We start from the raw sequence: 13,647 nt of genomic DNA, 5'->3' as shown, positions 1-13,647 counted from the left end.
TCAGGCGACCCGCTCAGCGGTTGCCGCCACGTCCGCCGCCATTGCCGCCGCTTTGCGAATTACCGCGGTTGCCGCTCTGCTGGTTGCCGTCGTTCTTGTGGCTCATGCGGCCGGCCTCGCGCGCCTCTTCCGAGGTGAACTCGTGGGCGTTGCCGGATGCGTGGGCCGCGCGGCCGCCCTGCGAAGCGATTTCGCGTTGGCGCTGCGGATCCATCGAGGCGAAGCCGCGGCCACCGCCGCCATTGCCGCCGCCGCCGCTTTGCGAGTTCCCGCCGCGTCCGCTCTGCGAGTTGCCGCGGTTGCCGCCGCCGGATGCGCGGCCGCCCTGCGAGGCGATCTCACGCTGCTGCTGCTGGTCCATGGAGGCGAAGCCGCGCTTGCTGTTGCCCTGGTTGTTCGATGCCATGATGGTCTCCTTTATCGATGACAGGGTTGGTCGCTTCTCTTCCAGCCGCTGCCGCCGCGTCCTGCGGGGGTACTCGTTTCCGGAAGAGGTGAGTCCATCTTAGGCCGCCGGCCTCGGCCGCGGAATAGGACTGCCCGGCCCAGTGCTGTAGGACCGCTCCGGCGCATACCGTCGCGTGTCCGATGCTCAGTGGCGCAGCGCGCCGCCGGGATCCGGCGCGGCGGGCGGCCAGCCGCCGACCGGATCGTGGGCGCCCGCCACCCGCACCACCGAGAGCGGGTGCGCGAACTGGATGCCTTCGCGCTGGAAGGCGCGGTAGATCTGCAGCAGGATCTGCTCCTGGGTGTCCATGTGCAGGATGTAGTCGGGGCTCTTGAAGTGGTACACCACCTCGTAGTCGAGCGACCAGTCGCCGTAGCGGAAGAAGTGGGCCCGCTCGAAATTGACGTCGGCCCGCGACGAGATGATCTCGCGGATCATGGCCGGGATCGCGGTCACCTGGGCTTCGCTGGTGCCGTAGGCGACCCGCAGGAGGAAGGCGACGCGTCGCGACTCCATGCGCTTGTGGTTGTGGATCCGGCTCCTGAGCAGCTCGCCGTTCGAGAACACGATCTGCTCGCCGCCGAGCCCGCGCAGGCGCGTGGTCTTCAGGCCGATGTATTCGACCGCGCCGAGGGCGTCGCCGACGATGATGAAGTCGCCCACCTCGAAGGGCTTGTCGAGCATGATCGAGAGCGAGGCGAACAGGTCGCCGAGGATATTCTGGGTAGCCAGGGCCACCGCGATGCCGCCGATGCCCAGGCTGGCGACCAGGGTGGTAATGTTGAAGCCGAAGTTATCCAGCGTCATCAGGAAGGCCACGGTCCAGACCACCAGGCGCATCATGAAGAACAGGATGGTGCTCGAGGCCTTGCGCGCGCCGTCGCCGGGCGTGGCGAGCAGCTGGCTGCGCCAGCCGCGCAACGCGGTGTCGCCCCAGATGCCCAGCTGCAGGATCAGCGAGGCCACGGCGATCCGCGACACCACCAGGCGCCAGCTTTCCGGCATCACGAGGAAAATGCTGGCGAGGTAGGCGGCGATGGCCAGCTTGAACACAAGGTAGCTCCGGTTCAGCATCTTGACCACCAGGTCGTCCACCCGCGTCACGGTGCGGTTCGCCATATTGCTCAGCCGGCGCAGGAAGAACATGCGCACAACCACCATCAGGGCGGTCGCGCCGATGAAGACGCCGACCGCCATCGTCCAGTTTTCCAGGTCATTATTACTCAACAAATATTCCATCCCTTACCCCATCCCATCGTCATGGCAAAGGGAGTAGTGTGGGGGGCAGCAGGCCTGCGGCGCGCACAATTGACAATGGCTCGGCCCGGCCGATACATTGGACGGCATGGCAAGACACAGCGTCTCGTGTGGCATCCTGGTGGTCAATCCGCGGCGCGAGCTGCTGCTGTGCCACGTCACCAATACGCCGAGGTGGGATATCCCGAAAGGCATGCGCGATCCCGGCGAAACCGAGCTGGAAGCGGCGCTGCGCGAGGAGACCGGGCTTGTGTTCGATGCGGCGCTGCTGCGCGAGCTCGGGCCCTTCGCCTACCGGCGCGACAAGCGCCTGCACCTGTTCATGGCGGAACCGGGCCCCGCGCTCGACAGCCTGGCGCACCTGCGTTGCAGCACCACCTTCCCGCACCGCCTGAGCGGCGCGCCGACGCCCGAGATGGACGGCTACCGCTGGGCCGCGCGGTCCGAGGTGGCAGGGCTGTGCTGGCCGCGCATGGCCGAGGTGCTGCTGTCGATCCCCTGGTAGCTCAGGCCAGCGCTTCCTCGATGGCGGCGGTGGTGGCCGGCTTGGTGAGATGCCGGTCGAAGCCGGCGCGGGCGCTGCGCTCGCGGTCGGCCTCGCCGCCCCAGCCGGTCAGGGCGACCAGCCGCACGCCGGCATAGCGCGGCTCGCGCCGGATCGCTTCGGCCACCTCGAAGCCCGACATGCCCGGCATGCCGAGGTCGAGGAACACGACGTCGGGCTGGAATCCCGCCATCATGCGCAGCGCCTGGTGGCCGTCGTTGGCCACCAGCGCCTGGTGGCCGAGCTGGCCCAGCACGGCCGACAGCGTCTCGGCCGCATCGCGGTTGTCGTCCACCACCAGCACGCGCCGCGCCATGCGCGCCGCCGCGGCTGCATCCGCCGGCCCGGGCGCCGGCGCGGTAGGCTCCACGGGCGCCAGCGGCAGGCGCACGGTAAACACGCTGCCGGCATTGGTGCCGGCGCTGCTCGCCCGCACGCTGCCGCCATGCAGTTCCACCAGGCTGCGCACCAGCGACAGGCCGATGCCCAGCCCGCCCGCCGCATGGCGGCGGCCTTCGCCGATCTGGGTGAACATCTTGAACACCTCTTCCAGGCGCGCCGGGTCGATGCCGATGCCGTTGTCGGAAACGGCGATGACCGCGTCATTGCCGTCGCGTTCGGCCGCCAGCACGATGCTGCCCCCGCGCGGCGTGTAGCGCGCCGCGTTGTTGAGCAGGTTGGACACCACCTGGGTCAGGCGGGTGGGGTCGGCATCCACCACCAGGGTTTCCTGCGGCAGGCGCAGGTCGAGCTGGTGGCGCGCCGCCTCGATCAGCGGCATGCTGGTCTCGACCGCCGCCGACAGCACGTCGGCCAGGTCGATGCGTTCCCGCTTGAGCGCCACCTGGCCGCGCGTGATGCGGGCCACGTCGAGCAGGTCGTCGACCAGGTGGACCAGCTGCCCGAGCTGGCGTTCCATGATCTCGTGGATGCGCGCCACCGCCGCCGGGTCCTCGGGCGCGCGCCGGATGAACTGCAGGCCGCTGCGCAGCGGCGCCAGCGGGTTGCGCAGCTCGTGGGCGAGGGTGGCCAGGAATTCGGTCTTGATGCGGTTCGCTTCTTCCAGGTCGGCCGCCATCTGGCGCAGCGCGTCCTCGCCCTTGCGCCGTTCGGTGATGTCGTTGAACACGACCGCGACCCGGTGCTGCTCCGGCGGCCCGATCCGGGCCGCATAGACGTCGAACCAGCGGCCCAGCTCGCGCGCTTCGTTCACGAAGCGCACCGCCTCGCCGGTCGCGGCAACCCTTCCATAAATCTCGAACCAATAGCGCTCATGGTGCGGCGCGATCTGGCGGATGCTGCGGCCAATCGCATTGGCCAGGCCGGTATGCTTGACGAAGGCCGGATTGGTCTCCAGGAAGCGGTAGTCGCAGGGCTGTCCGGTATTGTCGTACAGTATTTCGATGACGCACACGCCCTCGTCGATCGAATCGAACAGGGTGCGGTAGCGCTCCTCGCTCAGGCGCAGCTGCTGTTCGGCCTCGAACTGGCGCGAGGCATCGATGACGACGCCGCGCATGCGCGCGCTGCCGTCCGCCGCCGGCGCCACGCTGCCGCGCGCAATGACCCAGCGCCAGCCGCCGCCGGCGCGCCGGATGCGGAAGGTCGCGTCGTAAGGCGCACCGCGCGCCACCGCGTCCGACAGCAGGGCCTGCACGGCCGCCACGTCGTCGGGGTGGATCGCTTCGAAATAGCGCGCCACCGGCGCACCATCGCCCATTGCATCGGGAATGCCGAACAGGGCGGCGATGCGATCGTCGCCGGCGACGCGGTCGGGACCGATGTCCCAGGACCACACCCCCAGCTCGGCGGCGGCGATGATGGATTCGAGCCGCGCACTGGCATCGATGAGGTCCGCCTCGGCGCGCCGCCGCTCGGCGGAGGCCTGGAAGGCGTCGATATAGAAGCGCAGCTTGGCGCGCAGGATCACCGGCGACAGGGGCTCGGTCAGCACCGCCACCGCGCCGGCCTCATACAGGGGGTCGACCGGGAAACCGGCGCCGGCGGGTACGCCCAGTGCGACCACCGGCGTGTGGACCGAGCGGCGCGTGGCCCTGACCTGGCGGATGGTGGCGGCCAGCGCGCCGGCGTCGCCAGCATAGCCGACCAGCATCAGCGCGAAGTCATGGTGGCGCACCTGCTCCAGGCCCGCCGCAACCGAACGGGCATGCAGGACCGTCTCCCCAAGCTCGTCCGCGACGCGTCCCAGCACCGGGTCGGGAACCGGGCGTTCGCAGATGAACAGCACGCTTGCGGGGCCAGGCGTCAAGGCGTGCCCCTGTGGGCCGGCGAGTGTCTCATGGTCGGATCCTGTTGTAGTAGTGGCGACAATCTACGGTCCGGATGCCTCCCTGTCAACGTCCGGGGGCCGCCACACCGTGCTTGCGCCGCGCCTTGGCAATTGCCAGTAGTATTTCCCGACGATGGACCACGTGTCGGCCGCATGGCCGCCCGCACGCACAAAGGAGGAATGGAGCATGGAAAGCGGAGCTAGCACCGCACGATACGAAGTGGCCGACATCATGCGCGGCATTTACGGGGACGGCATCATCGCCTGCCGCGGGGCCTTCAGCCGCGAGCTGATCGGAGAACTGCGCGCCGACATCGACATGCTGTTCGAAGAAGCACTGGCGCGCGAGGGCGGGGCCCTGAACCGCGGCCCGAACCGCTATTACGTCGAGGTGCACCCGGAGCGCCTGCGTTCCTTCGTGACCATCGCCAGCCACCCCTGGGTGGCCGCGGTCTGCAGCGCGGTGCTGGGGCCGGAATGGCGCATCGTCGAAGTGGGCTTCGACGTGCCGGGACCGGGCGCGATGCACCAGCCCTGGCACCGCGACTTCGCCTCGCCGCCGGAAACGGTCCAGGGCCGGCGCCTCAGTTCGCTGGCCTTCAACCTCACCACGGTCGACGTCACCGAGGACATGGGCCCCTTCGAGATCGCCCCGGGCACCCAGTGGGACCTGTACGAGGGCGACCCGATGTTCCCCGACAAGTCGCTGTATCCGCGCTACGAGGCCCTGGCCCAGCGCAAGCTGCCGCAGGTGGGCGACATCTCGGCGCGTTCGGCCCTGACCATCCACCGCGGCACCGCCAACCGCTCGAAGGTCTCGCGCCCGGTGCTGGTGGTGGGCGCCGATGCGCCGGATGCGACCAATGCCATCAAGCACGACCTGCAGCTGTCGCGCGCCTACCATGACAGCCTGCCGGAAGAGCTACGCAGACACCTGAACTGCCGCGTCGTCGAGCAGCTCGTGCCGATCCGGCAGGCGCACACGATCGAGGGCCTGAAGATGGGCGTGACGATGGGTGGCTAAGAGGGGATGGGCCGCCCGCGGCGGCCCTGGGGGGAATTACTCCTTTTCCGGCACGCCCTGCGAGGGCACCGGGGTCTTGAGCGCGTCGGGCAGCGCGTCGGCGATGCCGTTCTCGGGCACCTGTCCAACCCGGCGCGCCTCGTCGGAATGCTGGTCGAGGCTGACTTCCTCGGCCACGTCGAAGCGGCCGTCCTCGGCGCCTTCCTCACCGGGAAGCAGATTGTCGGAACGCTGGTCCTGGCCGCCGCCGGCGACGGGGTTCGCCTGCGGCCGGGCCTGGTCGTTTTCTGCTTGGGGTGCTGGGGCCATGCTGTCCTCCTGTTGACGGTTTCTCATGACCCATTATCGCGCCGCGTCCGCCGGCCGGGCGCACGCTAGTCGCGCCGCTCCTTGCGCGGCAGGTTCTTTTCCACGATCGCCCACACGATCATCCCGTAGGCCAGCACGCGGATCAGGTAGTGCAGCGGCGAATCCTCGCCGGCCTCGTTCAGCACCGCGGAATAGATGCGGTGCACGCCCTCGATGAAGAAGGACAGGGCGAACCAGAGGAAGAAGCGGTCGCCGGTATTGCGCCAGAAGCGCAGGAAGAACAGGGCGATGGTGAGCGAAGCCATCGAGATCGCGCCGTACATCATCTGGACCATCGGCTCACTCCTTCTCGTAGATCAGGCCGTACAACAACAGCAGGCACGCCACCAGCGCGCTGATGACCCGCAGCGGCATGAAATCGACATTCGGGAACACGATCTTGTCGAAGATCAGGAACAGGTTATTGAAAGTCATCACCGCAAAGCACAGGCCGCTCCAGAACAGGAGCCGGTAACGCGTGCGCCGGTAGCTGGCAAACAGCAGCCAGGTACAGGCCAGCGAGGTCAACATGCACAAGGTGTAGATGAGTTCGCCCATTAGGAATCCTTTCGCAGGCGGAAGGCGTCGGCGAACTGCTGCGCCTTGCGGTCGAGAGTGGAATGGATGAGGTTGGTGACGTCCACCAGGTGGCGTGCGTAGAGTTCGGCCAGGCCGTCGATCCGCTCGCGCAGTGCTTCGGACGCAGGGGAATAGCAATAGGAATGCTCGTTCGGCGCAGGGCAGGGCGCGGCCATGCCGGATCGGCACAGCTCGTCGAGGAGTCCCTGGGCGGTGCGCTCGCTGGTGTACAGGCGGCGCGCCAGCGTCTCTCCGCTCCATTGCTGGCCGGGATTCGCGCGCAGCAAGAGCAGTGCCTCAAGGAAGGGGACGGAGGGAATGCTCGTCAGGACAAAACGGCGCAAGTCCTCTGGGATTGGCGGACGGTTCATTCGCTTCGGGTATACTTTCCCAAAAGGAATCTTTTGTTGAGAAAGGCGCAAGTTTATCTCATTCCCGACGGAAAGGCATTTTCAATCGTGCGCGTGTCGGGACGTGTATTGTTTGACCTCCCTCAACGACGCTCGGCTACAATACGGGCCAACGATTTTTCGGTTCGCCCCATACATCCTCATGTTTCGTTCCACCCTGGCCCGGCTCGCCCGTGCCTGCTTCATCGGCATGCTGCTGGCCGCCGGCGCGGCCCAGGCCGCAAGCTGCCCCGACCATTACCTCGATGGCCGCGCGCCCGAGATCCGCAACCCCAAGCTGGCCGCCGCCACCCGCGAGCTGTGCTACAGCGAATTCGGCGTCATGCATTCGAGCGTCACCCGCACCGCGCTGTGGTCGGCCGAGCACCTGGCGCCCAGCCAGCTCGAAGCCGCCGAGGGCCTGGACCGCGACAACAAGTTCCATCCCGAGCCGCGCCTGCCGCGCGGCCAGCGCGCCGAGCTGTCCGACTATGCGCGCAGCGGCTTCGACCGCGGGCACCTGGCGCCGAACGGCGACATGCCCGACCGCCGCGCCCAGCGCGAAAGCTTCTCGCTGGCGAACATGGTCCCCCAGGACCGCGAGCACAACCGCCACATCTGGGCGCCGATCGAAGGCGCGGTGCGCAAGATGGCCAAGCGCGAAGGTTCCCTGTACGTGATCACCGGCCCGGCCTTCCTCGGCGCCAACCTGCGCAAGGTCGGCAACGTGATCGTGCCGAGCCACCTGTACAAGGTGGTGTACAGTCCGCGCCAGAAGGCGGCCGCCGCCTGGTTCGTCGAGAACCGCGCCGATGCGCCGATCCAGGTGATCCCGGTCGCCGAGCTGGAGCGCATCGTCGGCATCGAACTGCTGCCCTCCCTGAGCCGCCAGCAGAAGGAGCGGATGCTGGCGCTGCCGAAGATCCGCCAGAAGAAGCAACGCAACTGATTGCACCGCCCAGGAGAGCGCCATGCCACCGAAGAAACCGTTCAAGCCCTTTGCCAATGAAGCCGACGTCCTCGAGATCGGCAACCTGATGCTGGAGAACCGGCTCGACCGCATCACCATTTCCGGCGACGTCGACCTGACCGCCGACAAGGCCGGTCTCGCGCTGGCGCGCCGCCTGCACGCGCAACTGGGCGCGGTGGTCGAGGCACTCGAGGCGCGTGAGCTGCCCGAGCGCCTGCCGCCGCCCGACGCCGAGACCGTCGACAATCCCTTCGTCTGACCGCCTCCAGGTCCGGCCGGACCGCCCGGCCGCATAGCACATGAGGGCACAACCGGCCCTTACCGTTCCGTACGTCAAAGGTGCGCAGGGCGCCACGGAAAAGGCGTAATCTCGTTTGCTCCCCAACCAGCGATGCGAGGAGCTGTCCCGATGTCGAGCAATATCCCCGAGAACAAGCAGCAGGAAGGCCTGCGCATTCCCGTGATCGAGGAGCAACTGGCCGTCGGTACCCGTGTCGTCGAGACCGGCCGCGGCGTACGTGTCCACAAGACGGTCAGCGAACAGCCGGTCACCATCGACGAGCGCCTCATGCGCGAAGAGGTGGATGTCCGGCACGTTCCCGTGGACAGGATCGTCGCGCTGGAAGAAGCACCTGCAAGCCGCTACGAAGGCGACACGCTGGTGGTGCCGGTTCTCGAAGAAGTGCTGGTGGTCGAACGCCGCCTGCGCATCAAGGAAGAACTGCACATCACCCGCGTCCGGCACGAGGAGCACTACCAGGAGACCGTTCCGCTCAAGGCGGAGCGGGTCGACGTGGAGCGCTTCGACGACGCCGGGTCGCCGCCCGCATCCGATACCCACCAATGATGGAGGAACGACCATGCAACATACTTTGGTAGCCGTATTCGACAACAACGCCGACGCGCGCAGCGCGATGGACGAACTGCTCGCCTCGGGCTTCCCGCGCCAGGACGTGCGCATGTCCGGCGACACCGGCGCCGGCATCACCGGCAGCTCCAGCACCACCACGACCACCACGGCCACGTCCACCGACACCGACACGGGCATCGGCAGCAGCATCAAGCATTTCTTCAGCGACCTGTTCGGCAGCGACGAGGACGACACCCGCCGCCTCAGCCGCTACGAGGGCGCCGTCTCCGGCGGCAAATGCGTGATCACCCTCACCGCCGAATCGCTGCCGGAGGTCGAGCGCGCCGCCGACATCGTCGAGCGCTTCGGTCCGATCGACATCGACGAGCACTCGGACAACATCGGCAAGATGGCGTCCAGCGGCGCCATGCTGCAGGGCAGCCAGAGCGGCATGCAGTCGTACTCGACGTCCACGCAGTCGGCCTCGGCCCAGCAGCAGGGCAACCTGTCCGGCGCCTCGCTGCAGCGCGACACCGCGATGGAAGCCGGCCGTACCGGCAGCACCCAGTCCATTCCCGTCGTCGAAGAACAGCTGAAGGTCGGCAAGCGCGAAGTCCAGCGCGGCGGCGTGCGCATCTACTCGCGCGTGGTCGAGACCCCGGTCGACGAGACCGTCGGCCTGCGCGAAGAACACGTCGACGTCCAGCGCCGCGCCGTCGACCAGCCGATCAGCCCAAGCGACGCGGCCGCGTTCAAGGAACAGACCATCGAAATGCGCGAGACCGCGGAAGAAGCGGTGGTCGAGAAGTCGGCCCGCATCGTCGAGGAAGTCACGGTCGGCAAGCAGGTCAATGAACGCCAGGAGCAGATCCACGACACCGTGCGCCATACCGAGGTGGACGTGCAGCGCCTGGACGGAACCACGGCGCGCTCCGACCTGCGCGACGACGACAGCTATTTCCGCAACCACTTCACCAGCACCTACGGCGCCACCGGCGCATCGTATGACGATTATGCGCCGGCCTACAGCTACGGTTCGCAGATGGCCAGCAGCGGCCGCTACACCGGACGCCAGTGGGATGAGGTCGAATCCGACCTCCGCACCGACTGGGAATCGCGCTACAGCGGCGGCCCCTCGACCTGGGAAAAGATGAAGGCCGCGGTGCGGCACGGCTGGGACCGCATGACCGGCGACACCGGCACCAACCGGACCTACTGAGCCCGCTCACCCGCAGTACGGACGGCGCCTGCGGGCGCCGTTTTCCATTCTTCCTACTGTCCGGTCAGGCGCGCGCGCGTACAGCCGGGTTTGGAGTAATCTGGTCCCGTGCATTTGCGCGCGGCGGGCTGGCGCGCGAGCTGTCTCGACCTCGTCCTACTCACGCGAGCGGTCCGGGGCCGGATTGTTCGGCAGCCACCCCCGTCACTCACTTTAAGGGAGGAATGACCATGCAACATACTCTTGTAGCCGTGTTCGACAACCGGACCGACGCACAGAACGCGATGAACGAGCTCATGTCCTCGGGCTTCGCGCGTGACGAGGTCAAGCTGAGCAATGCCGACCCGACCGGCATGACCGACAGCGTCACCGGCAGCACCGCCGACACCGGCAGCAGCGACACCCTGGCCGACGGCACCGGGATCGGCATCGGCGCTTCCATCAAGCACTTCTTCACCGACCTGTTCGGCGCCGACAACAGCGAGCATGCCAGCAGGTACGAGGGCGCGGTCACCCGTGGCCACCACGTGCTCACCGTGCGCGCGCAATCCCTGCCGGAAGTCGAACGCGCCGCCGACATCGTCGAACGCTACGGTCCGACCGACATCGACGAGCAGGCATCGGGCGTCGGCGCGATGGGCGCCGCCAGCGGCCTGTCGGAATCGATGCGCGTGAGCGGCGCCGGCGGCATGCAGCAATCCTCGCGGATGTCGGCCCAGTCCGGCACCGGCATGAGCAGCAGCACGACGGCCGGCAGCGGCAGCCTCGGGACGGGCGCAGGTGTCGGCGCAGCCACCGGCGCCAGCCAGCAGCTCGACAACCCCGGCGACCGCAAGCTCTTCCAGCAGCAATCGCTGCACCAGGCCGAACCGATGGGAACCACCTACCAGGAACCGATGGGCCAGAGCGGCCTGAGCGCGACTGGCGGCACCTCGCTCCAGGGTTCGACGCTGCAGGAGAACTCGGTGCAGGCTTCGTCGCTGGAAGGCACCCAGAACGACATGTCGATCCGCAGTTCGGGCGGCCAGGGCGGCACCCTGCAGGGCTCCTCGCTGGAAGGATCGGCGATGCAGGGCGGCGCCGGCTCGATGCAGCGCGATACCGCAATGGGCTCCTCGCCGGGCAGCAGCCGCTTTACCGAGACCCAGCGCGGCAGGTCGCGCATCTACTCGCCGGGAGCTGGCACGGCGGGCACCGGCAGCGGGCTGGATATCGGCAGCAATTTCTTCGGCGACGATGACGATTACTACCGCAACCACTTCCTGGCCAACTACAGCGGCGAGGACTACGACCGCATCAAGCCGGCTTACGCCTACGGCTCCGAGATGGCGCGCGACGACAAGTACCGCGGTCGCAAGTGGGACGAGGTCGAGAACGACCTGCGCAGCGACTGGAGCACCCGCAGCGGCGATACCGCCGGCGACACCTGGGACCGCATGAAAGCCGCCGTGCGCCGCGGCTGGGATCGCATGACCAACGACGATGACGACACCATCTACCGCAGCCACTTCAGCAGCACCTATGGAACGGCGGGTGGTTCGTACGACGACTACGCGCCGGCCTACAGCTACGGCGCCGAAAGCGCACGCAGCGACAAGTACCGCGGCCGCCGCTGGGACGAGGTCGAGAACGACCTGCACAGCGGCTGGGACACCCGTAGCGGCAGCACTGCCGGTTCGACCTGGGAGAAGATGAAGTCAGCCGTGCGCCGCGGCTGGGACCGCATGACCCTCGACAAGGACGATGACAACTATTACCGCAGCCACTACGACACCAATCTGGGAAGCTCGGGCATGGATTACGACAGCGTCAAGCCGGCCTATGCCTACGGTTCCGAGATGCGCAAGAGCGAGCTCTACCGTAATCGTCCGTGGGACGACATCGAGGGCGACCTGGCGCGCGGCTGGGATTCGCGGATCTCCGGCGGCACCGGTGCGAGCACCGCGGCCGGCACCGGCGTGGGCGGCGCATGGGAAAGCATGAAGTCGGCGGTCCGCCACGGTTGGGACCGCATGACGGACGACGACGATAATGACCGCGAGTACCGCAGTCACTGGAACGCCACCTACAGCACCTCCAGCGACGCCGGCAGCTATGACGACTACAAGCCGGCCTACGCCTATGGCTCGTCGATGGCCCAGGATCCGAAGTACCGCGGCCGCCAGTGGGGCGAAGTCGAGAACGACCTGCGCACCGACTGGGATACCCGCTACGGCAGCGGTGGCCAGTCGACCTGGGAGAAAATGAAGTCGGCGGTGCGCCATGGCTGGGATCGGATGACCTCCTGACCGAACGCCATGCCATGGCGGCCTGATAAATAGTCAGGGACGCCGCCCACCGTGCAAAGCCCTCCAGGGTCGAACCTGGGGGGCTTTGTTCTTTGCGCTGGCGGGGTATTGGAGTAGGCTGTTTAGTGCAACGGCCATGCGCCGGAGCGGGACGGGCCGGTCGGTACGGCAGCCAGGATTGGCGCGCCCCGGGACTCACCGATTGGGAGGAAGGACCATGCGACATACTCTTGTAGCTGTGTTCGGTAACCGGACCGACGCACAGAACGCGATGAACGAGCTGATAACTTCGGGTTTCCCGCGCGAGGAGCTCACGCTCTCCAACGCCGACCCGACCGGCATGACCGACAGCGCAAGCGGCGCCGGCGTCGGCGCCACCCCGGGCGGCGGCGCCGACGCCGGGAACGGCGCCAACCTGAGGCGCGTCTTCACCGACCTGTTCGGCGCCGACAACAGCCCGCGCGCCAGCCGGTACGCAGGCGCAGTCACCCGAGGCCACCACGTGCTGGTGGTGCGCGCCGATACGCTGCCGGAAGCCGAGCGCGCCGCCGACATCGTCGAGCGCTTCGGCCCCTCGGACGTCGACGAGGAGGCGCTTCCAGGGAGGCCTCCCGAATCGATGCGCATGGGCGGCGCCGCCAGCATGCAGCAGGCTTCACCGGCGCCGGCGCAGCCGCGCGCAGCAAGCAGGCCGCATCTCGACAACCCGGGCGACGGCATGATCTTCCAGCAGCATTCGCTGTACCAGTCCGAGCCGACCGGCGGGACCTACCAGGAGCCGCTCGGATCGAGCGGGCTCGGCGCGACCGGCGGGACCTACCAGGAGCCGCTCGGATCGAGCGGGCTCGGCGCGACCGGCAGCACCTCGCTGCACGGCTCGACCTTGCGCGAGAATGCAGGCCACGTCCCCACCTTCGAGGACATCGAGACGGGCGGCGGCGAATCGACGCAGCGCGAATCGGGCCCGGGCGGCGTGCCCGTGGCGAGCCCGCGCCTTGCCGAGACCCAGCGCGGCCGGTCGCGCATCTATTCGGCGGAACCCGAGCCGCCCACGGGTGGGGGCAGCGGCCTGGACATCGGCAGCAATTTTTTCGGCGATGACGACGATTACTACCGCAACCATTTCCTGTCCAATTACGACGCCGACAGCTACTATCGCAGCCACTACGACACCCACCTGGGCGGTTCGAGGATGGAGTACGACAGCGTCAAGCCGGCATATTCGTTCGGCGCCGAGATGCGCAGGAGCGAGCTGTACCGCAATCGGCCGTGGGACGACGTCGAGGGCGACCTGGCGCGCGCCTGGGATGCGCGTCGCGGCACCAACAAGGGGAGTGCATGGGATCGCATCAAGGCGGCGGTGCGGCATGGTTGGGAGCGGATCAAGTCATGATCCGCGCCGGGCCCGGGCTGCACAGCGCGGCATTGGGCAAAACAAATC

Annotated in this window: 15 protein-coding genes; 8 read left to right on the top strand and 7 right to left on the bottom strand. The window is 67.7% G+C overall.

The genetic code is table 11. From position 1 onward, the window contains the following. Positions 1-13: 13 nt before the first annotated feature. Together FG94_RS13825 and FG94_RS13820 are read right to left on the bottom strand one after the other, a co-directional pair. Positions 14-406 carry a KGG domain-containing protein gene (locus tag FG94_RS13825; RefSeq protein WP_081925986.1) on the bottom strand — a complete coding sequence of 131 codons (393 nt, stop codon included), beginning with the start codon at positions 404-406 and terminating at the stop codon, positions 14-16. 186 nt (positions 407-592) lie between these two features. After that, on the bottom strand, positions 593-1,675 hold the full coding sequence (locus FG94_RS13820) for a mechanosensitive ion channel family protein (protein ID WP_161783969.1): 1,083 nt from the start codon (positions 1,673-1,675) through the stop codon (positions 593-595). Between the two features lie 118 nt (positions 1,676-1,793). Between FG94_RS13820 and FG94_RS13815 the strand changes: the two genes are divergently transcribed. Then, positions 1,794-2,210 carry an NUDIX hydrolase gene (locus FG94_RS13815; RefSeq protein WP_152570980.1) on the top strand — a complete coding sequence of 139 codons (417 nt, stop codon included), beginning with the start codon at positions 1,794-1,796 and terminating at the stop codon, positions 2,208-2,210. A 1-nt stretch (position 2,211) separates the two neighbouring features. Here FG94_RS13815 and FG94_RS13810 read toward each other — a convergent pair whose 3' ends face one another. Further along, positions 2,212-4,518 carry an ATP-binding protein gene (locus tag FG94_RS13810; protein WP_036212582.1) on the bottom strand — a complete coding sequence of 769 codons (2,307 nt, stop codon included), beginning with the start codon at positions 4,516-4,518 and terminating at the stop codon, positions 2,212-2,214. 208 nt (positions 4,519-4,726) lie between these two features. Between FG94_RS13810 and FG94_RS13805 the strand changes: the two genes are divergently transcribed. Next, a complete protein-coding gene (locus FG94_RS13805) occupies positions 4,727-5,563 on the top strand; it encodes a phytanoyl-CoA dioxygenase family protein (protein ID WP_036212579.1) in 837 nt (278 codons plus the stop codon). A gap of 36 nt (positions 5,564-5,599) precedes the next feature. Here the strand turns inward: FG94_RS13805 and FG94_RS13800 are convergent, their stop codons facing one another. The 4 genes from FG94_RS13800 to FG94_RS13785 form a co-directional block, all read right to left on the bottom strand. Further along, positions 5,600-5,872: a hypothetical protein gene (locus FG94_RS13800; protein WP_036212576.1), complete on the bottom strand. Its 273-nt coding sequence runs from the start codon at positions 5,870-5,872 to the stop codon at positions 5,600-5,602. Positions 5,873-5,937: 65 nt separating this feature from the next. Next, complete coding sequence (locus FG94_RS13795) at positions 5,938-6,207, bottom strand: DUF5985 family protein (RefSeq protein ID WP_027864052.1); 270 nt, start codon at positions 6,205-6,207, stop codon at positions 5,938-5,940. 4 nt (positions 6,208-6,211) lie between these two features. Next, a complete protein-coding gene (locus FG94_RS13790; protein ID WP_027864053.1) occupies positions 6,212-6,469 on the bottom strand; it encodes a DUF5985 family protein in 258 nt (85 codons plus the stop codon). Then, positions 6,469-6,861 carry a hypothetical protein gene (locus tag FG94_RS13785; protein ID WP_036212573.1) on the bottom strand — a complete coding sequence of 131 codons (393 nt, stop codon included), beginning with the start codon at positions 6,859-6,861 and terminating at the stop codon, positions 6,469-6,471. Before FG94_RS13785 ends, FG94_RS13790 begins: the two co-directional genes overlap by 1 nt. A 181-nt stretch (positions 6,862-7,042) precedes the next feature. Between FG94_RS13785 and FG94_RS13780 the strand changes: the two genes are divergently transcribed. The 6 genes from FG94_RS13780 to FG94_RS13755 all read left to right on the top strand — a co-directional run bounded on the left by FG94_RS13780 (position 7,043) and on the right by FG94_RS13755 (position 13,599). Continuing rightward, complete coding sequence (locus FG94_RS13780; protein WP_036212571.1) at positions 7,043-7,828, top strand: DNA/RNA non-specific endonuclease; 786 nt, start codon at positions 7,043-7,045, stop codon at positions 7,826-7,828. A gap of 22 nt (positions 7,829-7,850) precedes the next feature. Beyond that, positions 7,851-8,108: a hypothetical protein gene (locus FG94_RS13775; protein WP_036212568.1), complete on the top strand. Its 258-nt coding sequence runs from the start codon at positions 7,851-7,853 to the stop codon at positions 8,106-8,108. 150 nt (positions 8,109-8,258) lie between these two features. Next, positions 8,259-8,696, top strand: coding sequence for a YsnF/AvaK domain-containing protein (locus FG94_RS13770; RefSeq protein ID WP_036212565.1), 438 nt, complete (start codon positions 8,259-8,261; stop codon positions 8,694-8,696). A 13-nt stretch (positions 8,697-8,709) separates the two neighbouring features. After that, complete coding sequence (locus tag FG94_RS13765) at positions 8,710-9,918, top strand: YsnF/AvaK domain-containing protein (RefSeq protein WP_036212562.1); 1,209 nt, start codon at positions 8,710-8,712, stop codon at positions 9,916-9,918. Between the two features lie 230 nt (positions 9,919-10,148). Further along, entirely contained in the window at positions 10,149-12,206 is a 2,058-nt protein-coding gene (locus FG94_RS13760; RefSeq protein ID WP_152570979.1) for a hypothetical protein, read from the top strand. A 217-nt stretch (positions 12,207-12,423) separates the two neighbouring features. Continuing rightward, positions 12,424-13,599 (top strand): hypothetical protein, encoded by a 1,176-nt coding sequence (locus tag FG94_RS13755; protein ID WP_152570978.1) that lies wholly within the window; start codon positions 12,424-12,426, stop codon positions 13,597-13,599. Positions 13,600-13,647: the final 48 nt, after the last annotated feature.

The organism is Massilia sp. LC238, from assembly GCF_000735635.1.
GTDB classification, from domain to species: domain Bacteria; phylum Pseudomonadota; class Gammaproteobacteria; order Burkholderiales; family Burkholderiaceae_D; genus Telluria; species Telluria varians.
Note: the sequence above shows the minus strand (reverse complement) of the source record. Positions and strands in the feature narration are given on the sequence as shown.